Origin of the sequence: Qipengyuania marisflavi, assembly GCF_005884405.1 — a bacterium.
Taxonomy (GTDB): domain Bacteria; phylum Pseudomonadota; class Alphaproteobacteria; order Sphingomonadales; family Sphingomonadaceae; genus Qipengyuania; species Qipengyuania marisflavi.
On the sequence record NZ_VCAO01000001.1, the window covers coordinates 414,560 to 441,353 of the forward strand.

Here is a 26,794-nt window from a genome sequence, read left to right on the forward strand (position 1 = left end):
GAAATTGTACGGTTAGTTATATGCCAGCCCGCGCACCGCCGCGAGAGCCTTGGCGACATGCTCGTTCGGCTTGAGGTTGGAATAGGAAAAGGCGATACGCCCGTCCTGTCCGATCACATAGGTCGTGCGGTCGCTCCAATCAGTTTTTGAGCCATCGGCTTTGGTCAAGGCAACATCATAGCTGGCGATCAGCTTGGGCGTAGCTGCCGCAACCGCGAACTTGCCCGCACATTTTTCCGCCGAAAATGCCGCCAGCTGATCGGTGTTTCCTGCGGTCATGCCGATTACGGTGGCGCCAGCTTTTCTGAAACCGTCCATCGCATTGGCAAAGGCTTGCGCTTCGATATTGCAGCCGCCGGTAAACGCTGCCGGGAAGAAATAGAGCACCACCGGCCCGCGCTTGAGCGCCTTCGCCAGATCGACAGTGATCGGCTTGCCCGCCATCGCCCCCGATGCCGTAAACAACGGTGCCTGCGCCCCGCCCTTGAGTGCAGCGAATGAAGGCGTGGTTGCGAACGCGAGCACGGCGGCAAGCGAAGCGGCGATTGCTTTGCGGGTTCTGGTCATGCGCAGCATAATGAACCGCCGCGCCGCACCTGCCAACCGCAAATCAGTAGATACCGCCCTGTTCTTCAACGAAGTCGGGATTCTGCTCCGCCGCCTGACGCTGCTGCTGCTGCGAGCTTTGCGAAGTCTGCCGACCCCGGCGGATCATCTCGAGTATCTCGTTGCGCTTGGACGCGATGGCATCAGAGCGGGTGGCGCGAGGCGGTTCAGTGTCAGGCTTGAATGCCTCCCAGATAATCGCGGCAGTGGGATCTTTGGAGGGCGTACCTTCAAACACGCGCTTGCCGCTGCGGCGGTCGATCTTGACCATGCGCACACCCGGCGGCGCGACAAAATCCTCGTCGTTCCAGCGATCGCGGGTCTGTTCGACAAACTGTTTGAAGATCGGCGCGGCAGTGTTGCCGCCCTGAACCCAGCCGCCCAGATTGCGCGGCTGATCAAAGCCGACATACATCCCGGCAACCATATCCGGCGATCCGCCGACGAACCACGCATTGGTTGGTCCGCTGGTGGTGCCGGTCTTGCCGAATAGCGGCAGGTTCAGCCCGCGCAGTCGCACTGCGGTGCCGCGCGTGACCACGCCTTGCAGCATGTGGACCACCTGAAACGCGGTGCGCGCATCAAGGACCTGTTTGCCGCCCGGTTCAAACCGCGGCATCGGCTGCCCATCCCATTTGTCCATGTTGCAGCCGGTGCAGGCGCGCGTGTCCGAACGATAGATCACCTTGCCGCGCCGGTCCTGGACATAGTCGATGACCGAACCCTTGTTCTGGCGGCCCCAATTGGCCAGCGCAGCATAGGCGTTGACCATCTTGGCCACCGTGGTGTCACCCGCACCCAGCGCGAAGCTGGGATAATTCTTGTAATCGCCGATCCCCACTCGCTTGAAAGTGCCGGTAACGTTTTCCATGCCCGCTTCCATCGCAATATGGACAGTCATCAGATTACGGCTCTGTTCAAGGCCCCAGCGCATGGTGTGAACCCCGCCGCCGCCGCCGCCGAAATTGCGGAAGCATTTCTCGCCAAGATTTGCGCCCTGCCAGAAGCAAAAGGTTTGATCGGGCACCTGGCTGGCCGGGGTCAGGCCCTGATCCAGCCCGCTGGCATAGACGAAGGGTTTGATAGTCGACCCCGGCTGGCGCAGTGCCTGTGTCGCGCGGTTGAAGCTACCCAGACGGCTGTCAAAGCCGCCCTGCATGGCCAGAACGCGGCCGGTCTGCGGTGCCTCTGCCAAAAACGCGCCGGACACTTCCGGCACCACACGAAGGCGGAAACCTTCGCCCGATTTCTCCGCCGCGACAACATCGCCAATTTTCAAGGCAGCTGGCGCGCCCGCCAGCGCATAATCTTCGCCATCGGTGAAGCCGATCTTCACTGGCCCGGTGGCGGTGATGACGCCGATGCGCCAATCCTTGTAATTGATGGCGAGGTTCGAGGATGCCAGCTGCGAATGCAGGTCGCCATTCTCTGGGTCCAGCGTCGCCACCGGCTTGGAGAAGCCGCGATTGCCGTGATAGCGCAGCAGCGCTGCACGTAGCGCATCGCGCGCCGCATCCTGCAATTCAGTATCCAGCGACGTGCGCACCCACAGGCCGCCCGCATAAACACTGTTCGCGCCCGTGTCGGCAGTCTCACCGAAACGATCGATCAACTGGCGGCGAACTTCCTCAAGGAAATAACCGGCATCGGCAGACCGTTCACTGCGCTGTTCAACCAGACCAAGCGGCTTGGCCTTGGCCGCAGTACCCTGCGGCGCAGTAATAAAATCATTCGCGACCATCTGGTCGAGTACGAAATTGCGGCGGCTAATCGCCAGGTCGGTGTATTTGGTGCGGCCATAGCGTTCCGGTGCCTTGGGCAAGATTGCCAGGAATGCCAGCTCGTTCAATTCCAGCTCGCCTACATCCTTGTCAAAATAGGCACGGCTGGCGGCCTGCACACCAAAACTGCGGCGGCCCAGCGGGATCTCGTTCAAATACAGTTCGAGGATTTCGCGCTTGGTCAGCACCCCCTCGATCCGCTGCGCCAACACCATTTCTTTTAGCTTGCGCGTCACGGAGTATTCATCACCCAGGAGCAGATTCTTCGCGACCTGCTGGGTGATCGTCGAACCGCCCACTGCGCGGTCACCCGACCCCAGCTTGGTGGCATAATCAAACACCGCATTCAGCGTGCCGGTGAAATCCACGCCGCTATGGCTGAAGAACGTCTTGTCCTCCGCCGACAGATACGCCTCGATCAACTGTTGCGGGAAATCGGCATATTGCAGTTGGACGCGCCGTTCGCGCGCATAAGAGTGGACGATCTGACCATCCACGCCGCGCACCACGGTGGGCAAGGGAGTTTCATAATCCAGCAGCGATTCGGCATCGGGTAAATTGCGCGCCAAAGTCGTCCAGGCGAGCGCCAGCAGAACCAGCCCGATCCCCGCAATATAGCTGATGACACGCAGTTTGCGGCTCTTGTGCCAGTTCTCCCCAAACCATGCGTAAAGCATTGCGGGATCACGCCGCAGGCGGTGACGGGCGTAAGCAAGAGCGGAGAGGTTTTCCATGGTCTGAAACGGCCCTTAGCATGCTGTCTGCGCACTTCGCCAGATACAACCGGCAGGCAGGTGAGCAGATTATCTCTGCCGCGCAAAATAACTGCGGATACTGCGCACCATCACCTCGGCGAAGCGGGTGCGCCCCTCCTCCGAAGACAGCCGCTGCGCCTCATCCACATTGGTGATGTATCCACTTTCGAACAGCACCGACGGCACATCCGGCGCGCGCAGGACCTTCAGCGCAGCGGAGCGGCGGGCCTGCGGGTGAAACTGGATTTGCCCCTCCCCGGCGCGGCGGATCATGCTGGCGAACAGCGCTGATTCCTCTTGCGTGCGCCGCTGTGACAGATCGACCAGAATATCGCTGACCGCGTCGCTGGTCGTACCGATCTCGATCCCGTTCAAGCGGTCTGAAGCGTTTTCTCGCTCTGCGAACCGGCGTGCGGCCTCGCTCGATGCGTCATTGGACAGGGTATAGACGCTGGCGCCCGTGACCTCGCTGGATTCTCCTGCGCTGTCGGCATGGATCGAAATAAACAGATCGGCATTGAGACGCCGTGCAATTTCATAACGTTCGGTGTGCAGCAGATAGCGGTCATCGTCACGTGTCAGCGCCACACGGGCGATATTTTCGCGCTCCAGCGTGTCGCGCAAGGTCTGCGCAAGCGCCAGAACCAGGCGTTTTTCCACTACGTTTTCGCCCGATGCGCCGGGGTCATGACCGCCATGCCCCGGATCAATTACCACCAGCGGCAAGCGACCGTCGCCCCCCACTTCGGGCAGCGGCGGGGCCGTATCCACCGCCGTGAGTTGCACCCGCAGCACGTAATCATTGCCCATGCCAAAAGCTGTGCCGCGCACCGCCAGGACCACTCCGGCCACCAGCGCCAATGGCACCAACAAAAACAAAAGAATGCGCGCGCGATCGGTCATCTGGACGGGTGGTTACGGCGGTATGGGGTCTACACGCAATAAGGTTGCCGTGCGAAACCCACGGTGCTAGCGACACGCGCTCCGGTTAGACGGTGCCTGCAATCAACGCGAAGCTTCGCGAAGACGCAGGTTCCCCTCCCTGACCGGCCCTTCCAGGCGGCGCGAATCTTATGCGCCGTCACATCACAGGTTGATGCAGCCCATGCCCAGTTCCTCCCCGAAAATCGTAGTTCAGGCCTCTGCCTGCGCTGCGCTTTCGCCGGGCCGGACAGCGCAATTTTCGCGCCAAGGCAGCGCTGCAGACACGAATAACCGGCCCCGCGCACTGATGCACGGTTGCCGGCCACGCAATGCCGTCGTCCCGCTTGGCGGGCGCGGTGTCCCAACAAAGTTACGCAGCGTGAAGGCCGGGCTCGCCCCGCCCCGCTGCGTGTGGAGAATTTACTATGGCAACGCGCATGCTAATCGACGCGCGCCACCAGGAAGAAACCCGGGTGGCGGTCCTCAAAGGCAACCGAATTGAAGAATTCGATTTCGAATCAGCCGACAAGAAGCAAATCAAAGGCAATATCTACCTTGCAAAGGTAACGCGCGTCGAACCGTCGCTGCAGGCGGCATTCGTCGACTTTGGCGGCAACCGGCACGGCTTCCTCGCTTTCAGCGAAATCCATCCCGACTATTACCAGATCCCCAAGGAAGACCGCGAAGCGCTGCTCGCTGCCGAGGCCGAAGTGGCCGAGGAAGAGGCACGCCTGCGCGATGACGAAGAAGAGCGCGGCGAAATGCCGGGCGACGAATATGACGCCGACGATGAAAGCGCCGAAGCGCTGGCCGAAGACCTCGCCGAAGACGGGCTTGAGGAAATCGACACCTCTGAAAAGGACCACGTCTCCACCATCGAAGAAGGTCACGTCGAAAACGGCGATGATGATGACAGCGACGATGACGATGGCGACGACAACGAAGACGACAGTGAGGACGATGACGACAACAAGGGTCGCCGCTCGTCACGCGGACGTGGCCGTGGTCACCTCCAGCAGAGCAAGGGCCGTAGCCGCGCCAAGGATGTCGATGATGCCCGCGCCCGCCGCCTCGAACTGCGCCGCCGTTACAAGATCCAGGATGTCATCCAGCGCCGTCAGGTGCTGCTCGTCCAGGTCGTCAAGGAAGAGCGCGGCAATAAAGGCGCTGCACTGACGAGCCATCTGAGCCTGGCCGGACGCTATACCGTGCTGATGCCCAATAGCGGCCACGGCGGCGGGATCAGCCGCAAGATTTCCAATGCTGGTGACCGCAAGCGTCTCAAGCAGATTGTCGGCGACCTTTCGCTGCCCAAATCGATGGGCCTGATTGTCCGCACCGCTGGGCTCAGCCGCACCAAGACCGAGATCAAGCGCGACTTCGATTACCTCGCCCGCCTGTGGGACGAAATTCGCGAGCGCACCCTGTCATCGGCGGCCCCTGCCCTGATCCATTCGGACAGCGATCTGATTAAGCGGGCCATCCGCGACATCTACAATCGCGAAATCGAGGAAGTCGTCGTCGAAGGCGCACCGGGCTACAAATCGGCCAAGGAATTCATGAAGCTGCTGATGCCCAGCCACGCACGGCGGGTGAAGCAGTATGTCGATCCCGTGCCGTTGTTTCAGCGGTTCGGTGCCGAAGACCAGCTGAAGGCGATGTATGATCCCGTCGTGCAGCTGAAATCCGGCGGCTATCTGGTCATCAACCCGACCGAAGCGCTGGTGTCGATCGACATCAACTCGGGCCGCTCCACCAAGGAACTGGGGATTGAGCAGACCGCGGTTGCCACCAATCTTGAGGCAGCCCGCGAAATCGCCCGTCAGCTTCGCCTGCGCGATATGGCCGGTCTGGTCGTTATTGATTTCATCGACATGGATCGCAGCGGCAACACCCGCAAGGTCGAAAAGGCGATGAAAGACGCGCTGAAAAACGACCGCGCCCGCATCCAGGTTGGCCGCATTTCCAGCTTCGGCCTGATGGAAATGAGCCGCCAGCGCCTCCGCACCGGCGTGCTGGAAGCCACCACCCGCGAATGCCCACATTGTGACGGCACCGGGCTGGTCCGCACCGCATCCTCCGCTGGTCTGTCAGCGCTTCGCCTGATCGAAGAGGAAGCCGCCAAGGGCAAGGGGACCAAAATCGTGCTGTCTGCCAGCACCGAAGCTGCGGTCTATATGCTCAACGAAAAGCGCGCCGATCTTATGGAGATCGAACAGCGTTACGGCGTCTCCGTCGAAGTGCGTCCCGAAGGCGAAGAAGAAGGCGCAAAGATGGCTGTCGCCAGCGCCGGACCCAAGCCGACCCACGCGCCCAAGTTCGAACCAATGGTCGAAGAAGTCGATGATTACGACGACGATGATGACGATGTGGATGACGCCGCAGAGGACAGCGATCGCGGTACTTCCAATGCCGACAATGACGACGACGATTCGCGTGACCGCAAGAAGCGCCGCCGCCGCCGTGGTGGCCGTGGCCGCACCCGCAGCCGTGATGGTGACGACGACAATCGCAGCGATGATCGCACCGATAACGGACGCGGCGCCAAGACCTCTGACGATGGCGACAAATCATCTGACGACAGCGACGATGCAAGCGAAACGCGTTCGGATGACGAGAATGGCGAGGACCGGCCAAAGAAGCGCCGCCGCCGGGGTGGCCGCCGCCGGGGTGGCCGCGGACGCGGTGAACAGCGCGATGATGTGAGTGCGGATGACGCAGCACAGCTGAGCGAAGTTTCCGAGCAGGTCTCTGCCGATATGGCAGTGGTTGCCGGGCCAGATGATGCTCCGGAAACTGCCGAAGTTATGGCCCAGGAAGACGCGCCCAAGCCCAAGAAGCGCGCGCCGCGTAGCCGCAAAAAACCAGCCGATGCTGATGCAGCGCCGGAAACGGGTGACAAGCCGGCAGCAGCAGAAGAAGCTGCTGCTGAGCCCGCTCCCAAGCCAAAGCGCACGCGCCGCAAGAAGGTCGATGCCCCCGCCGCTGATGCGGTAGAGGCACCGGCTGACAAGGCTGACACTCCTGCTGAAAAGCCCAAGCGGGTCCGCAAGAAAGCGCAGCCCAAGCAGCAGGCCGCCGAACCCGAAGCACAGGGGGCACCGACTGAAACAGCTGCTCCGGCACCCACGAAGGCCGCCAAGCCCAAGGCTCCAGCGGCCAAGTCCGAACAGCCGGAAGCAGAGCAGCCCGCAACCGAGGCTGGCAAACAGCGTCGCGGCTGGTGGCAGCGCACCTTCGGCGAGTAGAATGACAAAGCGCCCGCATCGCCAGTGTGGCGGTGCGGGCGAGGTCATTTATTCACGCGGGCAGCGGCTTAAGGCAGCAGTCCCATTACACGCCAGCCTTGCGCGCCGCGCCCCACTCCATCCAGCCCATCACCTTGGGTGTCTTGGGCAGATAGCCTTGCCCCAGCGGTTCGACCTCAAAGCCAGTGCGCCTGAGTGACGCACCAATCGGGCGGGTCAAATGGCACCCGCCTGCAATCGGCTTCCAAGCCGGCTCGATACGCTCCTGCCACCGCGCCACGCCTGCATCGGGCGCGCGCCCATGTTCGAGAAACAGCAGCCGCCCGCCGGGTTTCAGGATGCGCCGCATTTCGGACAGCACCTGCGCCGGGTCATCCACCGAGCACAGCGTGTAAGTGCACAGGACCGTATCAAAACTGCCATCAGCAAACGGGATCGCCTCCCCGCTGGCCTCGCGAAGATCGGCATCCCAGCCATATTCCATCGCCTGAGCGCGGGCGTTGGCAAGCAGGCCGCCATGCGGATCAATCCCCGCCAGCGCAGTCACCCGGTCGCGGTCATAGAGTTTCTGGTTGAGCCCGCCGCCGCATCCGATCTCGAACACGCGTCCCTTGGCAAGCGGCACGACCATGCGCCGCCGTTCCTCAATGGCTGGCTGCCCACAAGCCAGCGTCACCAATCGCGGCATGATGTGCCGGTCATATATCTGGCGCAATCCCACTGCTTTCCCTCCAGACCCACCACAGACCTATCGTGTTTTGCACGCTTGTGAATAAGTTTCGTTCCACGACCCACAATTGAGGTTCCGCGTGCAGGTGGCCCAGGGTCTGGCGTCGCACCGCGAAATCAGGCTAAGCGCGCGCTGTGTCACAACCTCTCACCACGCTAGTTCTGGCCGGATCGCGGCCCGGTCCTGACCCGCTTTTGGCGGGTACGGAGCTTGCCAGCAAAGCGCTGTTGCCGATTGCAGGCACACCCATGCTCGCGCACGTCCTTACCGCGCTCAGCGCTGCCCCGGAAATCGGTCGCATCGTCATCGCGGCGCAGGATACTTCCACGCTTAAGGACAATCCGCAAATTGCCGCCGCAGGCTTGGCTGATTGGACAACATCGCGTGGCGGGATCGCCGATGCTGTGCAGGCGGCGCTGCGTGAGGCGCCAGGTCCGTTGCTGGTCACCACCGCCGACAATGTGCTGCTCACACCGGAAATGATCGCGCAATTTCTGAGTGAAGCGAGCGGGCATGATCTGGCGGTCGGCTTGGTGGAGCGCGAAGCTGTGCGCGATGCGGGGCATTCGACGATCCGCACTTGGCTCGCCTTTCGCGGCGGGCATTGGTCGGGTGCCAACTTGTTCTATCTTGGCGGGCCGCAAGTAGAGCTGCTGGTCGAGTTTTGGAAAACTATCGAGCAGGACCGCAAGAAGCGCTGGAAAATCCTCGGCGCATTTGGCCCCGCTCTGTTGCTGGGCGCGGCCCTGCGCCTGATCGACATCCACAGCTTCGCCCGCCGCGTCGCCAAACGGTTTGGATTGACGGCGAAGGTGGTGGCAATGGCCGCGCCAGAGGCCTGTATCGATGCCGACAAGCCCAGCGATTTGCCAGTAATCGAAGCGATCATGGCCGCCCGTCAGACGACCGCCAGCGCCGCATCCACCGCCGCCAATGCAGCAGCCAATTCTTCCTCGTAAGGAACCGTCGCGTCGAGATCGACGATCGGCGCATCGGCAAATGTCAGTTGGCGAACGGTTTCAACCTTCCGGGCGATGAGCGAGCGGACATGGTCCGGCTTGCGCGCCATTGCGGTATCGACATCGACATTAAGGCGGATCACCAGCGTCGGCTGAGACTGCGCCATCTCGGCATAAAGCGCGCGCTCTTCGGCTTGCAGCGCGGCGATCCGGGGCGTGGCTGCAATCCCGGCCATGATCGGTCCGTCATGCAGGCCGGGCACTTCGCTTTGCGGATAGCGGTCGGTGACAATCGCAATCCCGGCGCGCCGCTGTTCCAGCAAAGTGTCAAATTGCGCATGACGTTTGCGCGATTTGCGCAGGGCATACAGCGCGGGGAGAATGCCGGGGATGGTCTGCTGCGGATCACGCAGGCGGTCCGCAACGCTATCGAGATACGCATGAAGGCGCGGTCCGATCATTGGCCAGCGGCCAATCGCCCTGCCCTGCTCACCCGAGCCAAGCCCGAGATATCCCGCTTCTGCCGGACGGGTCTTGCGAATATGCTGGAGAATATCCGCCGACAGCGTCGATTTGCCCGACCCGTCGCTGCCCACCACGGCAATCACCGGGGCAAGAGGTTCGCCGGAGATCGCGATCAGCTCAATTCCTTGAAGAACCCGATCATCTTGAGCCCGCCGATAATAAAGCGGATCACCACCAGGGACGCATAGGCATAGACCCAGCCCATCATAATGGTGGGAATGGCGGCTAAATTGAAATCGAGCCGCGCCAGCCAGGTGAGGAATACTGCCGTCGCCAGCAGGAACAGCTTGTTCTGTTCACGCCAGATCATGCGCTTCCACCAGAACGGATATTTCGGGCTGACCCACCCCGTCAGGCGCGGCAACAGCGATGGTACATCCTTGGCCCATTGGCCGTGCGCCTCACCAAATTTCTCGCGCAGGAATTCTTCCTCATAGGTCGAGATACGTTCGTAGATCAGCACTGCAATCAGGAACACCAGCGCGCCGAACACCCAGCTGCCCGACAGCATCGCCAGCCCGGTGAAATTCAGGATCCGTCCGAGATAAAGCGGGTTGCGCACCAGGCTGTAAGGCCCGGTGGTGTTCAATTCCGACGCCTCGGCAGCGACCTTGGCGCGGCCTGAGGTGCCCAGCGCGGCCCAGCCACTGGTGAATACGCGGATCAGCGCCCCGGTCGAGGCCACTGCCAGCGAGATCCAGAACCATGCCTGGTCAGCAGCGCGCGCAGCAAAGGGGCCGAGATCGCCGCTGCACCACGCAATCAATGTGGCAATCGCAATGACGGTGTAGATGTACGTCCCGCGGATAAAGAACAGGCGCTTGCCGCTACGGGCGAGTTCGTGCTGGTACATGAGGTCGGTTGTTCGCTTGTTTGGCCGCGCATATCCGGGCGGTCGGTGGCGGGGTGCCCGCCTTTAGCTGGCGGTGCGGCGCCGCGTCAACTGTCCGCCAGACCGGCAGGAACCAACCGCATTTTGCGCCCGACCTTGCCCAGCGACGCACGGTCATCAAACGGCAGGGCAAATCGCAGCGATGCCCAGATCGCAGCAGCAGCGATGAATACGACTGCGGGGATGGCTGCCGGATCGGGCAGGCCACTAGCAAGCCACGCCGCCGCGCCCGCTCCCAGCGATATCGCCATGACCGTCATGGCAACAGCGGGGAAGCGGCGGTCGAACGGGTGCAGGCCATCGTTGATCATCAGCTGTAGCATCGGAATACCCGCCATCACAACGATGCCGAACGACATCGCCAAAGTGATGCCGGTCAGCGGGTCAATCCGCCCGACCAGCAGCCATGCGGCCACAAGTGCGCCCAGCACGCCGATCAGGCTGGCTGTCAGCTGGTGCCGGTAGGCTGAGATAACCTGAAGCACCGGAACAGAGATACCCAGCAAAGCCTCTATGGCGCGCGCGAACAACAGGATCGCCACCGCCGCCTGTGCCACCTGCGCCTGATCGCCAAACAGGCTGAGCAGCGAACTGCGCCCGGCGGCCAATACTGCGGCCAGCGGGAAGGCAATCGCCAGCACCAGTCGCAGGGCATAGGAGTATATCGCCTTGACCTGAGCGCGGTCCGCCTTCTCCGCACTCGCGGCCAACGGGGCCATCACATAGACGAAGGCGATCCGCACCAATTGCACCACGCTCGACAGCTTGCGCGCAATCGTGAACAGGCCCGCCGCCCTTGCGCCTGCTGCGCCCGGCAGCAGCAGATTGAGGATCAGCGCAGGCGAATCCCCGAACAGCCGCGCGATTACATTGGACGGCAGGATCGCCAGACCCGCACGCACGGTGTCCTGCGCGGTCTTACCCCAAAGCTTGCCCCGCCTCAGCTCGGCAAACTGGTAATACCGCTGAAGCAACCGCACACACAGGATCGCGGTCAGTGTCAGCGAAATGATATGCGCAATGAACAATCCGCGCAGCCCCATACCCATAGCAAAGAACAGCGCAGCAAAGCCCAGTCGCATCATCTGCTCCCACATGATCCGCAGGCGGATTTCCGGGCCAAACACCATCCGCGCGCGCAATGCTGAGGTGGTAATTTCAACTAAGGCCCACAGCGGCAATGTCCAGACAAACAGCCGGATTGCCGGGGTAACCAATGCCTGATCCTCTGCCGCCACATTCAGCAGCGGCGCGATCTGATCGGCAGATAGCGAAATCCCGGTGGCGACCAGAATGCATGGCCCCACTCCGAATAGGAGAGCAGTACGCAGCGCCTCGGCTGCATCGGCATGGCTTGCCGATTGGGGCACCGTGCGCTGCATCGCGCTGGTCATGCCGAGATCGAAAATGTTCTCGATCAAGTTCACTGCTGCCCATAGCACTGCGTAAAGCCCGTATCCCGCGAGCCCGAACATCACGACATACAGTGGCTGGGCAACAATCTCGATAACCGCGCCAAGGCGGCCCAATATGGTCGAGCCCAGACCGCGCGCAACGCGGCGGTTGTCGATGGTATCGGGGGGCTGACCAATCTCGCTCATCGGTTGCGGCCACTAGGGGCAAATGCGGCTTATGGAAAGCGTGCGGTGCGGGATGGCTAAAAGCAGGGCCAAGGCACCCTTGCCCTTGGCGAAGCAGCCGCTAGAAGGAGCCGCAACAGCTTCCAGGAAAGCCCCGTAAATGGCCACCTTCACACTTCCCAAGAATTCCAAGATCACTGGCAAGACCCGCGCGCATTCGGCGGACAGCGGCGGCCGCGTGAAGAAATTCAAGGTCTATCGCTACGATCCCGACAGTGGCGAAAACCCGCGTTACGACACGTTCGAACTGGACCTTGATGCCTGCGGACCAATGGTCCTGGACGCGCTGATCAAGATCAAGAACGAAGTCGACCCGACGCTGACCTTCCGTCGCAGCTGCCGCGAGGGTATTTGCGGTTCTTGCTCAATGAATCTGAACGGCAAGAACGGCCTCGCCTGCACCACCGCGATCGAAGATCTCAATGGCGAAATTCGCATCACGCCGCTGCCACATATGGAAGTCATCAAGGATCTGGTTCCCGACTTTACGCATTTCTACGCGCAATATGCCTCGATCCGCCCGTGGTTGCAGACCGTCTCCACCACGCCGAGCGGCAAGGAGCGCCTCCAGTCCCCCGAACAACGCGAGAAGCTTGACGGACTGTACGAATGCATCCTGTGCGCCTGCTGCTCGACCGCCTGCCCCAGCTATTGGTGGAATTCGGACAAATTCCTTGGCCCCGCAATCCTGCTTCAGGCCTATCGCTGGCTGGCTGACAGCCGTGACGAGATGACGGGTGAGCGGCTTGACCAGCTGGAAGATCCTTTCCGCCTGTATCGCTGCCACACGATCATGAATTGCTCGAACGTCTGCCCCAAGGGCCTGAGCCCGGCGAAGGCGATTGCGGAAACCAAGAAGATGATGGCCGAACGGGCGCTCTGACGCCGGCGATGGCGCTCCCCGATACTTTGTTTCAGCACGGACCGGATCCCGATAATCCGGGCTGGCAGCACTGGAATTTGAAAGACGAAACGCTGTTTAATGGTGCGGTGATGGGCAAGCTCATCACCCGCATTGAAGGCACCAGTTGCCGCCTACGCATGTTTCCTGAGCGCAAGCATGAAAACTTGCAGGGCATCATCCACGGCGCGGTGACATTGTCGCTGATCGACATCTCGCTGTTCACCACAATGCACACAGTGGGCAGCGGCGGCGCTGGCCCGTCGGTTACGCTGGAATTGTCAACGCAATTTGTCGGCGCAGGCGATCCGTCGCAGCCGCTGGATGCTATTAGCGAAATTGTGCGGGAAACGGGCAGCCTGGTGTTTATTCGCGGTACGGTCGAACAGGATGAGCACCGCGTTGCCGCCTATTCGGGTATCGTCAAGAAGATGCACCGCAAGTGAGCGGGATGCTGGAGCGGTATGATGCGCTGGTCGCTGGCGGCGAGCTTCGACCCGATCCCGACCAGCGCGGTTCAACAGAGCGACTGGACGCCCTGCAACGCAGCCTTGAGACAGTGGCCAGCTCCGGTTTCCTGGGCAAATTGCTGGGCCGCGGCAAAGCTGAGCAGCCGCGCGGCGTCTATATGTGGGGCGGTGTGGGGCGCGGGAAGTCCATGCTGATGGATCTGTTTGTCCAGACGCTGGGCATAACCGACAAGCGCCGCGTCCATTTCCACGAATTCATGCTCGAAGTCGACAGGCTGATCCGCGAAGAGCGCTCCAAGGAAGCGGGTGATCCAATTGCTCCGGTGGCGGCCCGTCTGGCATCGGGTATTCGCTGCCTCGCCTTTGATGAAATGGTGGTCAACAACACCGCCGATGCCGCGATCATGAGCCGGCTGTTCACTGCGCTGATCCGTGACGAGGGGGTCACAGTTGTCACCACCAGCAATCGCCCGCCGCGCGACCTGTACAAGGATGGGCTGAACAGTTCGCTGTTCCTGCCGTTCATTGATCTGGTGCAGGCCGAGCTGGATGTCGTATCGCTCAATGGCCCGACCGATTACCGGCTTGACCGGCTGGGCGATCTCGACAGCTGGCACACCCCATTGGGCGATGCGGCGACAGAGCAGGTGCGCGAAGCGTTCTTCCGCCTGACCGATTACAAGCCCGAAGACGCCGCGCATGTGCCCTCCGCCCAACTTGATCTGGGCGGCGGCCGAACAATGCGCGTGCCCAAAAGCCTCAAAGGCGTTGGCGTGTTCAGTTTCAAGCGGCTGTGCAGCGAGAATAGGGGTGCCGCCGATTTCCTTGCGATTGCGCACGCTTATCATTCGGTCATCGTGGTCGGCATCCCCGACATGGGGCCGGACAATCGCAATGAAGCGATCCGCTTCACCAAGCTGATCGACGCGCTTTACGAAAACAACGTCAAGCTGTTCGCCACCGCCGCTGCGGAGCCGGAAACGCTTTATACCGCTGGCGATGGTGCGTTCGAATTCGACCGCACAGTCAGCCGCCTGCGCGAAATGCAGAGCACGGAGTACATGGCGCGCGGGCATGGCGTGCAGGGTTGAACATGCCGGTATGTGATCTTATCTCATAATCATCCCGGCGATAACACCCCGCCGATGTGAGACAATCCATGATCGATATCCGACCCTTTGCCACGCTTGGCCATGCCGACCACGGCTGGCTTGATGCACGCCACCACTTCAGTTTCGCCAGCTATCACGATCCCGCCCGCATGGGCTGGGGCGCTATTCGCGTGTGGAATGACGACACCATCGCCGCGCAATCCGGCTTCCCGCCCCATTCGCACAATGACATGGAGATCATCACCTTCGTGCGGACCGGCGCAATCACGCATAAGGACAGCCTTGGCAATCAGGGCCGCACCGGCGCGGGCGACGTTCAGGTGATGAGCGCTGGCACCGGCATCACCCATGCCGAATACAATGTGGAAGACTATGCAACCACGCTGTTCCAGATCTGGATCATCCCGGACCGCGCGGGCGAGGAACCCGGCTGGGGCCAGCGCACATTTCCCAATCCGGGCCGCCAAGGCGGGTTCGTGGTGCTGGCCAGCGGCACGCCCGAAGCCGATGACGCACTGTCCATTCGCACCGACGCCAAGGTTGCTGCGGCCACATTGAAAGCGGGCCAGACCGCAACTTGGCAGACATCGGAAAGCCGCCACCCCTATCTGGTTGCGCCCACTGGCCGCATCCGGGTCAACGGGGTTGAGGCCAACCCGCGTGACGGTATCGCAATCACCGGAGAAACCGCCATCCTGGTGGAAGCTATCGAGGATACAGAAATCGTGCTGGTCGACGCAGCCTAAGCGCTGGGCGACAGATGCCGGAGCGATTTCTCCAACATCAGCAATTGCCACAAGACCCGGCCATTGTCCGACCGGCCGGAAATATGGTCGACCGCAAGGCGTGAGAGAGCCTTGCGGTCGAACCATCCGTTGCCGGTGAGCAATTCGCTGCCCGCAATCGCCCGCGCTTCGCCCGCCAGCGGCCCGCGAAACCACTGGCTCAGCGGGGTCACGAAACCCTGTTTCGGGCGATAGAGGATGTCCTGCGGCAGATACCGCTCCATCGTATGCTTCACCAGCCACTTGCCCTGCGTACCGCGAATGCGTTGGCGCAGCGGCAGGCGCGCGGCAAATTCAATCAGCCGGTGGTCAAGCAGTGGCTCGCGAGCCTCCAGCCCCACCGCCATGCTGGTGCGGTCGGTCTTGGTTAGTATATCGCCGGGCAACCAGAACTTCAGATCGGCATATTGCGCCCGGTCCAGCCCGGTACGCGCGGGCGCCTTTCGCATCGTTGCGATAAACGGTTGTTCTGCGCGGTAATCGCCCCGCTCGCGCAGCATAGCCTCGCCAAACAATGCCTGCCGCTGCTCGGGTGCCAGGATCGCCAGTGCGCGGGCATATCCCGCCTCGCCGCTCTCAGCCAGCGCCAAGAAGGTGATTTTAGCCCGTAGAGGACGCGGCGCCCAATCGGCCTTGGGCCAGATCGCGCCAAGCGCTCCAAAGATCGGTTTGCGCAGCCGTGCGGGCAGCACCATGCGCGCCTGCTCCTCACGCGCTTGGAACAGCTGGCGGCGGTATCCGGCAAACGCCTCATCCGCGCCATCACCCGACAGCGCCACAGTAACGTGCTCCCGCGCCAATTCGCACACGCGCAATGTGGGCAGCGCGCTGGCGTCCGCGAAGGGTTCATCGAACATACCGGCGATCCGGCCCAGTTTACCAAACTGGTCGGACGAGACGATCCGCTCGTGATGATCGGTGCCGAACAATTGTGCGACATTGCGCGCATGGCTGGTCTCGTCCACCGCGGCCACATCGAAGCCGATTGAGCAGGTCGCCACCGGCCGCGCGCTGGCTTCGCTCATCAGCGCCACAACACTGGAGCTGTCGACTCCGCCCGACAGAAACGCGCCCAGCGGCACGTCGGAAACCATGCGACTGGTCACGCCTTCGCGTATCAGATGCAGCAATTGCGCGGAAAGATCTGCGGTCGAGCCCTTCTCACGTTCAGCAAAACCGACATCCCACCATTGCTGCGGCGGCCCCGGTTCCCGGCCATGTTCGAGCAGCATAAAGTGCCCGGCAGGAAGCTTCTCAACCCGCTTCAGGATCGAGCGGTGATCGGGAACATAACCCCAGGTCATGTAATCCTCGATCGCCAGCGGATCGATTTCGCGCCGCAACATCGGGTGTGCGGTCAGGCCCTTAAGCTCGCTGGCAAAGATCAGGCTACCATCGCCCAGCCGCGCCATGTGGAGCGGTTTGACGCCCAGCCGGTCCCGCGCGAGGAATAGCTGACGCTTGTCCAAATCGTACAGCGCAAAGGCAAACATCCCGTCGAGCCGCTTGAGGCAATCGGGTCCCCATTTCTGCCATGCGGCCAGAATGGTTTCGGTGTCGCCATCGGTGCGAAACCGCGCCCCGCCCTGCTCCAGCTCGCGGCGCAATTGGCGGAAATTGTAAATCTCGCCATTGAAGACAATGACCGCGCGGCCATCGGCGGAATGCATCGGTTGCGGCGATCCGGCCAGATCGATGATCGACAGGCGGCGATGACCCAAACCTATGCCCGGCGCGGTCCATACCCCCGCCCCATCAGGCCCGCGATGCGCCAGTGCCGTGGTCATCCGCTCGACCCGCTTGGGATCGACCGGCTTGACAGTCTGATAATGAAAAATTCCCGCGATCCCGCACATAGGCCGTTGCCTAGACCAGCCGTGCCAGCACGGCAAAGGCTGCTGCGGCGGCCAGTATCGCAACCAGGACCGGCAGGGCGGCGGCCGGCTTGCCTTCCCAGCGCGCGACGGCTGGCATGTCCGCGATTTCAGCCACGCTCCATCCGGCATCCTCAGGCTCACGCTCGAACCAGCGCCAAGCGGCGCCAAGCACCAGCGCGATGATGATGGCGAAGAACACCCAGCCATAAATGATGTGGTCAAAGCTCCCCGCAGCCTCGGCGCCGATATATTGCGCGATAAAAATCGTCGCCCACGCGCGCACGCCATTGGCAAGGATCGGCACAATTACGCAGGCAAGCAGGAATAGCGCGCGGCGGCGCCAGCTGGTAAAGCTGGACCACGCCACCAGCACGCCCAGCGCCACCATGGCAATCAGGAATTTTACTCCTGAACATTCCTCCGCCACGATAAACAGTCCCGCAGGTGTGTCGATCAGTATGCCATTGGCGACGGTCTCGATGCCGCTCCACTGCGTCAGCGTGGTGGCCAAAATCGCAGTTATGGTTTGCAGCGGCGGAATGATCTCGTCACCGAACGGGACGAGGAAAAACGCATAGGCCAGTGGGAAGGCGAGCAGTAGTCCAGTGCGCAGGCCAAGTGTCGTCAGCACCGCACCCTGGAGGGCAATAACCGCACCCGCCTGAGCGAAAGTGTTGATGTCCATACTCCGGCCCGCCAGCCACAGCGCAAGCCCGGCCAGCAGCCACGCCAGCCCCAGCCACCAATTGCGCGGGCCGACCGCCGCCAGCGCGGCACGGCGAATCCACACCAGCCATGCGATGATCGGCGGGATCAGCAGGATGTGGCTGTAGGTGTCGATGTCCCACCACTGATGTGCCATCTCGCGCCAGTCGGCAAAGGTCAGCGCAAACAACGCTGCGACCGCAATGGCCAATCGGAACAGTGCCGCCGGCCATGCGCTATTCTCCGTAACCTCAGGCTTCATCGCGGGCACTGCGGCGCTGCACAATGCCGGCCAGCGGCGCGAGCACCGCACCCCAGCTCTTGGTGTCGAGCACAAATTGCCGCGCAGCGCGGCCCATCTGCCCGGCCCGTTCCGCATCGGCGTAGATGACTGCAATCACATCACTCATGGCATGGGGATCGGCGGGGCAGATCGCGAAGTTCAACCCGTCCTGGGCATCGATGCCGGTCGCGGCTTCGGGCGTCAGCACCACCGGCCGCGCCATCGCCATCGCTTCAAGCACCTTGTTCTGCACTCCGCGAGCAATAATCAGCGGGGCCACCACCATATGCGCAGCGGCGAGAAACGGGCGCACATCGGGGACTTCGCCCCACACCCGAACGCCGTTTTCGCCATGCAGCGCGCGCAATGACAATGTTGGCGCACGTCCGACCAGATGAAAAAATGCGTGCGGGTGGCGCTGGCGCAGCACCGGCATCAGTTGGCGCATGATCCACAACGCAGCCTCGACATTGGGCCGGTAGTCCATCTGGCCTGTGAAGACGAGATGCGGGCCTTCATCGGTGGCAAGCTCGGGATGCGGTGTCGTGGCAGCAGGATCGAAGAAATCCGCGTCGATGCCATTGCCCAGAGCCGTCAATTGCGTGCCGGAAATGTCACCCAGCCGTGAGCGAAACAGTGCCGCCTCCGCCTCGGTAATCAGCAGAGTGTTATCCGCGCGCCGCGCCAGCCGCGCTTCCTCGCGGCCCAGCAATCGCCCTTCGCGCCGGTTGATCCAGCGCCGCTCGCCCTGATCGGCATAGGCATCGAATTTGGCGGAATCGACATCGCACAGGTCAAACACCACGCGGCCTGTAAAATCATCGGGGATGTATTGCCCCATCTGGCCGGAGAAGACGAAGATCGTATCGATGGGATGATCAGCCAGAGTCTGCGACACCCATCCCCGCAGTGCAGTATCGTCAAAGGCGGTCAGGCTGACCGGCTTGCGTGCCACCACAGCCTCGATACCGGCGCGCCATAACGGCTTGGTGCGGTCCCGCAGGCAGTGGGTCTTGGCTAGTTTCGCCAGCTCTTCTTTATGCGCCCGGTCTTGCGGACTTTCGCAGAAGGTGCCGACGTGCACTGGTGCCAACGCAACCAGCGCTTTGAGCAAATGGTGCGAGCGGATCTTGTCGCCACGGTCCGGGGGAAACGGCATCCGGTGTGCAAGGAACAGGATTTCGCCCATCGTCTCAGCCAAGCCCGCGCGCGATCAGCGGCCCGATAACATTGGCCAACCGCAGCGGCAGGCGCTTCCACAGGGCGATCTTGGCCGAATATTCCGCATCGTCGGGGTCGATATTGCGCGCGGTGACGCCGGGCGCGCTCCAGCTCCAATAGGTTAGCGGTTCTGGCGTGAAGCCCCAGTTTTTCTTGAACCGATAGGGTCCACTTCCCGTTTTCGAGCGGCCATAATCAAACCGCGTACACCCGCGCCTGCGGGCATGGCACATCAGCTCGTAATACATCCGCTCATTGGCGTGCAGCTGGCGCGCCGCAAGGGTGCCTCCGCCCCAGAACGGCAGCACGGTGCCGCGATGATAAAGCGACAACACGCTTGAGATCGGGCGCCCTTCATGGCGCATCGTGGTGATATCCGCGTCATCGCCAAACGCATCGAGCACGGCAGCGAACAGGCTGCGCGGGAAAACCGGCGTGCCAAGATTGCGGACGCTCTCCGCATACACCGCGAAATGAGCATTACGGTCTGCTTGATCATTACCGACAACAACTTCGAGCGGATTGCGCAGACCCTTGCGCACTTCGGCACGGGCGCGGCGGGTGATCCATTTCAGCTGACTTTCGTCGTCCTCCGCCAGATCAGCGGCGAAATCAGCGTGTTTGTCTTCAATCCTGTGCCAATGGCTCGCCGCTTCACCGCCGCGCAATTCAATACTGATCGCACTGCGGCGCTGCGCCAGTTCCTGCGCGGCTTGGCTGAGAGCATCCACATCTTCCTGCAGTTCGGCAAGGATGCCGCCGCCCACGCCAAAACCGCTCGAAACCAGCGCCCGGCCAAACAGCGGCGAATGCACATCGGTCAGTGGCAACCACCCGGTCAGATGCCCGCCGCGTTCTGCAACCAGTCCAAGTGCTTTCTGCCCAGTCCCCAGCTCGATTGCCCGCAACCAAAGCGGACGATGAAACACCGAGCCATCCTGTGCGGCGACAAAATCCTCGATCCGCGACGTCTCACCAGGATCTCCAAGATCCGCAAGCCGCACGCATGGTCGCTCAAGGGTCATCGGTGCGTTCACGCTGCCCAGTCCAGGCTTCGTCCCGCCTCACGCGCAGCCAGTTCATCCATTCGGCCCCAGCTGAAATCGCCAAGCAATTCGGACAGCTTGCCCTGCATCCGGCCTAGATTGGTATAATGCCGCAGGCGCGATTTCAGCGGTGCACCAGCAACGCGTGGCTGCCCAGGATCGACTTCCCATGGATGGAAATAGAACACCGCTGGACGCGCTTCGGTACCGTTGACCTGCCGGATGGCCCAGCGGCTGAAAGCATAGGGCAACACCCGAAAAAATCCGCCGCCCCCTGCCGCCAGCCGCCGTCCGCGAAACAGCGCGGTGGTCACGGGAATTTCCACAAGTTCGCTGCCCGGCACCGGATTGAAGGCAAAGCGCGGCGCATCTCGCCAGCCGTAATGGTCATGCACAATCGGCGCGACGCTGGAGGAATAGGCATAGCCGTGATCGGCCAGCACGCGGTGCGCCCAAGGATTGCGGGCGTCGATCGAAAAGCTGGGCGCGCGATAGCCCGAAATGGCGACACCGCCAGTATCTTCCAGAATGGCGCGCGATTTGGCGAGATCTTGTGCAAACTGCTCCGGAGTCAAAGTGAATACGCGGGTGTGATCATAGCCGTGGCTGGCCAGTTCATGTCCTCTGGCCACGATGGCCTGCATCGCCTGTCGATTGCGTTCGGCAATCCAGCCCAAAGTGAAGAATGTTGCCTTCACCCCGGCGGCATCAAACAGGTCGAGAATACGCGCAACATTGTCGCCAACACGCAGTTCCAGCGAATCCCAGTCAGCGCGGGTAATCGTGTTTTCGAACGCACCGACCTGAAACCAGTCTTCGACATCGACCGACAGGCCGTTGATGATCGGTGGTTCGCTCATCCCGGTCCCGCCTGCGGCATCACGCCGCCGCGCGCGTGCCTTGCGTTTCGAAATGGTCGATCATCATGGCCAGCACCTGGCGCAAGGATTGCTCCTGCTCGTCCAGCCGAAGTTCGATCTGCTCCAGTCTGGCCGCAACATCGCTGCCGGGTTCGCTCGCCGCCTGAGTGGCGGGTGGCGCTGACAGGCGCTCGATCTCGCGCCGCATGCCCGCCATATGCTTGTCGCGCTCGGCAAAGGCCTGTTCGATGGCCTGGATCTGCAAATCGAGCAGTCCGGACTCCGCCGGAGCTGGCGCAGCGGTTTCGCTAGTAGGCTCTGGTGCGGAAGCGACATTCTGGAGGGCATCGACCTTGGCCCGCGCTATGGCTTCGCTGGCGGGCAGGCTGCGGTCGGGGCGAACCCGCTGCTCGTCAACCTGAGGGGCATTGTCTCCGGCCATTTCGTCCAGCACGGCATCAAGCATATCAACCTCGATTACCGCCTGTTCCTCGACCGCGCCCAGCAGCAGCAACCGGCTCATCACCTGATTGACCTTGCGCGGAATCCCGCCGGTCGCCTTGTGCAGTCTGTTCCAGATCGCCCCATCCAGTTCCGGATTGCCGTCCCAGCCAACATGGCCGAGGCGGTGCATCACATAGGGTTCGATCTCGCCGGGCTGCATCGGGTCAAGATGATGCGCCGCGATCACGCGTTGGCGTAGCTGTTCCAGTTCGTCCGACTGGGCGAGCAGATGCTTGAATTCGGGTTGGCCCAGCAACAATGTCTGCAGCAGCGGGTGTGATCCCAGCTGGAAGTTCGACAGCATCCGCAGCTCTTCCAGCGCGCTGATCGACAGGTTCTGCGCCTCGTCAACGATCAACAGCACGCGGCGGCCATTGCGGGCTTCTTCGTGCAGGAACAGTTCGATCGCGGCCAAAGCACCGGCCTTGTCATTGCCGCCCACGTCCAGCCCAAAGCTGCGCGCTGCGACATGGATCATCTCCTCACCATCCAGCGCGCTGGTGACGACTTCACCAACCGTCATCTGATCATCTTCAAGCTTCTGTTTGAGATGCGCGACCAGCGTCGATTTGCCCGCGCCAACCTCGCCAGTGATGACCACAAAGCCTTCACCCTGGTTCAAGCCATAGCCAAGATAGGACAACGCCTTCTTGTGCGTCACGCTCTCAAAATAGAACGCCGGATCGGGGGTGAGCTGGAATGGCCGCTCGCTGAAACCGTAGAAATCTTCGTACATTCTCAAGCGTCCTTCGGATCAGAAATCGTAGCGCAGGCCAACCAGCGCAGAGGCAGTGCGCAGATCGTCGGCGGTCAAGTCGCTGTCCAGCATGGTCAGCGCCACTGCGGCGCGTGCTGACAGGCTGCGATAGAGCTGTTGGCTATAGGATGCCGAGGTGCCCAGCGCAAAAACATCGCCCGCACCCGGCACGCCGCTGTCAAACCAGCTGGCGAAGCTGTTAACGGCGAAACTGGCCCGCTCGCCAATTGGTCCGCTGACATTGGCCGTGACGTAATAGCTTTCATCGACCACGCCATTGGCTGCGGCAAGCACTGTGCCTGGCGCAGCGATAAAGTTGCGGCGATCGTAGCCTGCGCCAACCCCAGCGGTCATGCGGCCGATCCGGCGGCTGTAATTGGCAGCCACACCGCGGCCGCGGAACACGGCCGAGCGGACCGAGGCCAGCGCCCCGTCCAGACAGCTGGAACCGTCGAGTGAATTTACGCAGCCGGTCACATCACCTGTCACCGGGTCGCGCACGACTGTGAAATCAGTCGGCAGCGCGGCCAGCGCCGAATTGAGCCGCCCGCCAAAGCCCTGGATACCGTCATAGACACCCAGCGAGAAATTGCTGCGGCTGTCGGGCTGCCAGGTAAAGCTGCCGTAGAAAGTCTCGCTGTCATAGCGATGGCCGAAATGCGCCTCCAGCGCGGTCCGGCTGCTGGGCCGCCAGATCACACCGACATCCCAGATCAGCCCATCAGCTTCATAGGCGATCACGCGGGGCGATGCCTTGTTGGTGACATAGCGGCCATCCGCGCCGATCACGGGATTGCCCGCAGCATCACGCACCGCATCGCGGCTCGACACTTCGACATCCTCAACGCCCGCACCGGCGACAATCGCCAGCGTGGGAGAAATGGGGATCGTCACATCGCCGCGCACATAGGCATCGCGCACGCGCTGATCCAGATTGCTGATGTCTTCCTGATAATAGCCTGCGCCCACGCCCACACCGACCGGAAACGGTTGGCCCGGACGGGTCCCGGCGCGCAAATTCGCGCTATGCGTGACGCTGTCGTCGAACACGTCGGAGACATTGCCCCCGGGCGTAACGAAATCGGGGCCGTCAACGCGGGTATAGCCGATGCGGTAATTGGCACTGACATCGACATCATCGACTCGCGTTTGCAGCGTGGGTCCGGCATAGACAGCATAGGTCTGCGTGGTCAGGTCATCGCCGATCAGCGGATTGAACACCGAAGCACCGCTGGAATCCACCCGCGTACGGCTGGCCAATGCGCCCGCCTCCAGCGTCAGCACGCGCGGCACAATCGAGGCATAGCCGCGCGCGATACCGGTGATACTGTCGGAATCGGACGCACCGTTTTCCCAGGCGATATTGCGTTCGTAACGGATCGAGACCGTGCCGCCATTATTGCGCCCGGCAATGGAGGCATCCACGCCCGCAGCCAGTTGTGTGAAGGTGACGAAATCATCCACTGGCGAGAGCTGCCAATTGAAAATCTGCGAGACCTCGACATAGGGATCGATGCGAGTCCGGACGACACGCGGCGTTTCGCTGTCGGCTTCGACATCGTCAGCGGCACCAACGCCTTGATAGGATTGCGCCTGCAACGGCGCGCCAACGGCCAGCGCAGCCAGTGCAATCAGCGCGAGTGGTTTGGTATTTCGCATGGGTTACTCCCCATAACCGTAATAGCTGCCGAAGCGGCGACCGCTCGGGCTGAACGTCGCGTCATTGAGCAGCAATTTAATATCCGGACAGGCCGACAGCAGATCAACCGCGTCTTCCAGTGCAGCGCGCCCGGTCATATCGGCACGAGCCACCAGCAGCGCCTGACCGACGTGCTTGGCCAGTTCTGCGGCAGGTGACGCCGCCAGCGCGGGCGGACTATCGAAGATCAGCGTGCGCCTAGGTGCACCTCTGGTCAGGCGGTTGAGCACTTCCCACGTCCGCTCGCTGGCCAGATATTCGCTGTCGCGCCCGGTCCGCGCACCGGCGGGCAGAACCCACAGGCCTGGGATGTCGGTGCCGATCACGTAGTCTTCGACGTGTGTTTTGGGATCGGCCAGCACGTCCATAAAACCCTTGCCGGCATCAAGACCCAGCCGCGCCAGGATGGACGGCTTGCCGAAATCGGCGTCGATCAACAGCACTTCGCTGTCCCGTTCGCCCGCCATCGCCATCGCCAGATTGAGCGCGCAGAACGTCTTGCCCTCCCCCGAATGCGGCGAGCAAACGAGCACGCGGCGCGATTGCGGCGTGTTCTCGGCCTTGGCGGCGGCGAGCAGTTGGCGTTTGATGATCCGAAATTCTTCCAGCAGCGTCGATGCGCCGCCATCGGGATCAATCAGACCCTGTTCGCGCAACAGCGAGCGAACGATTTCCTGCTTGTCGCCATTAAAGCGGACTGCTGGCTGTTCGGGTTCGACCGGGTCAACAGGTGGTGTCACCACCGGAGCAGCGACCGGCGCGGCTTGCGGAACAGGCTGCGGCTCAGACGGGGCCAGCGGGGCTTCGCGGCGGGGGGCAAACTTCTTGGCCTTGTCACTGGCCAGCCGGTCAGGCACCGCAGCGGGCGCCAGACGGTCTAGCCCGAAGGCACCGCTCGCACGCTCGAACAGCGATCCGCGCTTGGCGGTCTTCTCGCCATCATCGGGCGGCGTAATCTTGGTGGGCTTGTTCACGGACATATCCCCCTCAGGCCACCGTTCCGACCTGGATAACTTCGACCACCAGCAACATCAGACACACGCCCCCCAGTGCGGCACTACCAGCGACAAATTGCTTCAGGCGCCGCTTGTCATGGCTCCGCGTCGCATCGGTTATCGAGCGTGATACCGTACCCAGCACCGGCAAGTCGAGCGCGCGTTCGAGGCGGTCGGCTGTGGTGAAGCTGGATTTGAGCTGGCCCATCACGAATGCAACACCGCTTCCAACAGCAACGCCAAGCATCAGCACGCCGATCAACAGGATCGGGCGATTGGGCGCAACCGGTTTGCGCGGCGCGGTGGGCGGATCGACGACATCGAAGCGGAAGGCGCTGCGCTCGGTTTCAACCTGACCGCGCAGACGCATTTCCTCGCGGTCCTTGAGCAGCTCGTCATATTTGTCCTTGAGCACTTCGTAATCGCGGCTGATGCGGTTGGCTTCTGCGGCCACAGCAGGCTCGTCTGCCTGTGTAGCGATCATGCCCGAGATATCGGACTGCAACGCAGCCTTGCGTGCTGACAGCGCCTGAACATTGGCCTGCCGCTCGGCGCGGATCGACACCAGCGAGGTGTAGGCTGGATTAGGCATGCCCGAGGCACCCGAAGGCTCTCTGGCCGCCTGTTGTTGAAGCTGCGCTATCTGGCGTTTTTGCGCCTGAACATCGGGATGGCTGTCAGTCAGCCCGCGTGCCCGCATGCCGCCCAGCTGTGCCTCGGCCTGAGCCAATGCGCCGCGTGCGCCGCCAAGGTTCTCACTCCCGGCAATTGAACGCGGAGTGCTGGCAATCTGGCCATTGATTGCGGCCAGTGCGCTTTGCGCGGCGGCAATATCAGCGTCCACACCGCGCATTTCGGCGCGCAGGCCCTGAAGCCGCCCGGAAATAGTTCCAGTGCCGCCAATCAAATCCGGGTTTTGTGCTTCGAATGCCAGACGCCGCTGTTCTGCGCTTTCCAGCTCGGTCTTGCGCGCTTCCAGCTGCTGGTCAAGAAAGGCAATCGTATCGGCGACTTCGCCGCGACTACCCGCCACATTTTCCTCGCGAAAGATGTCGATCAGTTTCTGCACCACGTCCTGCGCCAGCTTGGCGTTTTCCGCTTCGGACAGATTGCTCTTGCCCAGCGTCGCGGTCAGTTCGAACAGATTGTCTTCCTGGCTCTTGACCGTGACCGCCTTGGTCAGGCCATCGACCGCGCTCTGCATTTCGCGCTGGGTTTCGACCTTTTCGCCAAGCTGGGTCGCCTTGACGACCTTCTCCAGATTGACTGCGCTGGCCAGCGTCTGGCGCACGCGTTCGATATCCTGTTTGCCGCTGCCTGCAATATCGAGCTGTTTGGACAGCATATCGTCCAACTCAACGTAAATCCGCGCGCGGCTTTCATAGCTGTTGGGAATCATCGCCACGAACAGCCAGCCTGCTACACACACGCCCCAGGCCACTGCCAACGCCAGCCAGCGGCGGTTCCAGATCGTGTGCAGCGCGCTGCGCAGTTCGTCGATGACGGCTTCCATGTCCCG

At 62.0% G+C, this 26,794-nt stretch carries 22 protein-coding genes; 6 read left to right on the forward strand and 16 right to left on the reverse strand.

Annotation, left to right across the window (positions count from 1 at the left end):
* Positions 1-12 precede the first annotated feature (12 nt).
* From FEV51_RS02070 to FEV51_RS02080, 3 genes are all read right to left on the reverse strand, one after another.
* The gene (locus FEV51_RS02070; protein ID WP_138615570.1) at positions 13-567 is read right to left on the reverse strand and encodes a peroxiredoxin; all 555 of its coding nucleotides are present in this window, start codon (positions 565-567) and stop codon (positions 13-15) included.
* Positions 568-610: 43 nt separating this feature from the next.
* Positions 611-3,121 carry a penicillin-binding protein 1A gene (locus tag FEV51_RS02075; protein ID WP_138615571.1) on the reverse strand — a complete coding sequence of 837 codons (2,511 nt, stop codon included), beginning with the start codon at positions 3,119-3,121 and terminating at the stop codon, positions 611-613.
* Between the two features lie 69 nt (positions 3,122-3,190).
* A complete protein-coding gene (locus tag FEV51_RS02080; RefSeq protein WP_138615572.1) occupies positions 3,191-4,045 on the reverse strand; it encodes an N-acetylmuramoyl-L-alanine amidase family protein in 855 nt (284 codons plus the stop codon).
* A gap of 446 nt (positions 4,046-4,491) precedes the next feature.
* On the opposite strand from FEV51_RS02080, the gene FEV51_RS02085 reads away from it, so the two are divergent.
* Positions 4,492-7,314 carry an Rne/Rng family ribonuclease gene (locus FEV51_RS02085; RefSeq protein ID WP_138615573.1) on the forward strand — a complete coding sequence of 941 codons (2,823 nt, stop codon included), beginning with the start codon at positions 4,492-4,494 and terminating at the stop codon, positions 7,312-7,314.
* Positions 7,315-7,399: 85 nt separating this feature from the next.
* On the opposite strand, the gene FEV51_RS02090 is transcribed toward FEV51_RS02085, so the two are convergent.
* Complete coding sequence (locus tag FEV51_RS02090; protein WP_246034391.1) at positions 7,400-8,035, reverse strand: class I SAM-dependent methyltransferase; 636 nt, start codon at positions 8,033-8,035, stop codon at positions 7,400-7,402.
* Positions 8,036-8,178: 143 nt separating this feature from the next.
* Here FEV51_RS02090 and mobA point away from each other — a divergent pair, with 143 nt between their 5' ends.
* Positions 8,179-9,003, forward strand: a complete 825-nt coding sequence (gene mobA, locus FEV51_RS02095; RefSeq protein ID WP_138615574.1) for a molybdenum cofactor guanylyltransferase — start codon at positions 8,179-8,181, stop codon at positions 9,001-9,003.
* Here the strand turns inward: mobA and FEV51_RS02100 are convergent.
* The 3 genes from FEV51_RS02100 to FEV51_RS02110 all read right to left on the reverse strand — a co-directional run bounded on the left by FEV51_RS02100 (position 8,943) and on the right by FEV51_RS02110 (position 12,021).
* The gene (locus tag FEV51_RS02100) at positions 8,943-9,611 is read right to left on the reverse strand and encodes a nucleoside/nucleotide kinase family protein (RefSeq protein ID WP_138615575.1); all 669 of its coding nucleotides are present in this window, start codon (positions 9,609-9,611) and stop codon (positions 8,943-8,945) included. The two genes, mobA and FEV51_RS02100, sit on opposite strands and share 61 nt — an antisense overlap.
* Positions 9,612-9,640: 29 nt before the next feature.
* Positions 9,641-10,381 carry a methyltransferase family protein gene (locus FEV51_RS02105; protein ID WP_138615576.1) on the reverse strand — a complete coding sequence of 247 codons (741 nt, stop codon included), beginning with the start codon at positions 10,379-10,381 and terminating at the stop codon, positions 9,641-9,643.
* A gap of 86 nt (positions 10,382-10,467) precedes the next feature.
* The gene (locus FEV51_RS02110) at positions 10,468-12,021 is read right to left on the reverse strand and encodes a lipopolysaccharide biosynthesis protein (RefSeq protein ID WP_138615577.1); all 1,554 of its coding nucleotides are present in this window, start codon (positions 12,019-12,021) and stop codon (positions 10,468-10,470) included.
* Positions 12,022-12,160: 139 nt separating this feature from the next.
* On the opposite strand from FEV51_RS02110, the gene FEV51_RS02115 reads away from it, so the two are divergent.
* The 4 genes from FEV51_RS02115 (at position 12,161) to FEV51_RS02130 (ending at position 15,289) form a co-directional block, all read left to right on the forward strand.
* Positions 12,161-12,943: a succinate dehydrogenase iron-sulfur subunit gene (locus FEV51_RS02115; protein ID WP_138615578.1), complete on the forward strand. Its 783-nt coding sequence runs from the start codon at positions 12,161-12,163 to the stop codon at positions 12,941-12,943.
* Between the two features lie 8 nt (positions 12,944-12,951).
* Positions 12,952-13,407 (forward strand): PaaI family thioesterase, encoded by a 456-nt coding sequence (locus tag FEV51_RS02120; RefSeq protein ID WP_138615579.1) that lies wholly within the window; start codon positions 12,952-12,954, stop codon positions 13,405-13,407.
* On the forward strand, positions 13,404-14,522 hold the full coding sequence (gene zapE, locus FEV51_RS02125; RefSeq protein ID WP_138615580.1) for a cell division protein ZapE: 1,119 nt from the start codon (positions 13,404-13,406) through the stop codon (positions 14,520-14,522). The genes FEV51_RS02120 and zapE overlap by 4 nt, the downstream gene beginning before the upstream one ends.
* Positions 14,523-14,590: 68 nt before the next feature.
* A complete protein-coding gene (locus tag FEV51_RS02130) occupies positions 14,591-15,289 on the forward strand; it encodes a pirin family protein (RefSeq protein WP_138615581.1) in 699 nt (232 codons plus the stop codon).
* On the opposite strand, the gene FEV51_RS02135 is transcribed toward FEV51_RS02130, so the two are convergent.
* From FEV51_RS02135 to FEV51_RS02175, 9 genes are read right to left on the reverse strand one after another with little or no spacing between them, the layout of a single operon-like run.
* Positions 15,286-17,184, reverse strand: a complete 1,899-nt coding sequence (locus tag FEV51_RS02135) for an XrtA/PEP-CTERM system amidotransferase (RefSeq protein ID WP_138615582.1) — start codon at positions 17,182-17,184, stop codon at positions 15,286-15,288. The two genes, FEV51_RS02130 and FEV51_RS02135, sit on opposite strands and share 4 nt — an antisense overlap.
* Positions 17,185-17,194: 10 nt before the next feature.
* Entirely contained in the window at positions 17,195-18,121 is a 927-nt protein-coding gene (gene xrtA / locus FEV51_RS02140) for an exosortase A (RefSeq protein ID WP_246034392.1), read from the reverse strand.
* A 40-nt stretch (positions 18,122-18,161) separates the two neighbouring features.
* Positions 18,162-19,394 carry a TIGR03087 family PEP-CTERM/XrtA system glycosyltransferase gene (locus tag FEV51_RS02145; protein WP_342773718.1) on the reverse strand — a complete coding sequence of 411 codons (1,233 nt, stop codon included), beginning with the start codon at positions 19,392-19,394 and terminating at the stop codon, positions 18,162-18,164.
* Positions 19,387-20,451 carry a FemAB family XrtA/PEP-CTERM system-associated protein gene (locus tag FEV51_RS02150; RefSeq protein WP_425466585.1) on the reverse strand — a complete coding sequence of 355 codons (1,065 nt, stop codon included), beginning with the start codon at positions 20,449-20,451 and terminating at the stop codon, positions 19,387-19,389. The genes FEV51_RS02145 and FEV51_RS02150 overlap by 8 nt, the downstream gene beginning before the upstream one ends.
* The gene (locus FEV51_RS02155) at positions 20,448-21,320 is read right to left on the reverse strand and encodes an XrtA system polysaccharide deacetylase (RefSeq protein ID WP_138615583.1); all 873 of its coding nucleotides are present in this window, start codon (positions 21,318-21,320) and stop codon (positions 20,448-20,450) included. The genes FEV51_RS02150 and FEV51_RS02155 overlap by 4 nt, the downstream gene beginning before the upstream one ends.
* Positions 21,321-21,339: 19 nt before the next feature.
* Positions 21,340-22,560, reverse strand: coding sequence for an XrtA/PEP-CTERM system-associated ATPase (locus FEV51_RS02160; RefSeq protein ID WP_138615584.1), 1,221 nt, complete (start codon positions 22,558-22,560; stop codon positions 21,340-21,342).
* Positions 22,561-22,578: 18 nt separating this feature from the next.
* Positions 22,579-24,240, reverse strand: coding sequence for a preprotein translocase subunit YajC (locus tag FEV51_RS02165; protein ID WP_138615585.1), 1,662 nt, complete (start codon positions 24,238-24,240; stop codon positions 22,579-22,581).
* A 3-nt stretch (positions 24,241-24,243) separates the two neighbouring features.
* Positions 24,244-25,260: a nucleotide-binding protein gene (locus tag FEV51_RS02170; RefSeq protein ID WP_138615586.1), complete on the reverse strand. Its 1,017-nt coding sequence runs from the start codon at positions 25,258-25,260 to the stop codon at positions 24,244-24,246.
* Positions 25,261-25,267: 7 nt separating this feature from the next.
* Positions 25,268-26,788 carry an XrtA system polysaccharide chain length determinant gene (locus tag FEV51_RS02175; protein WP_138615587.1) on the reverse strand — a complete coding sequence of 507 codons (1,521 nt, stop codon included), beginning with the start codon at positions 26,786-26,788 and terminating at the stop codon, positions 25,268-25,270.
* Between the last annotated feature and the right edge of the window lie 6 nt (positions 26,789-26,794).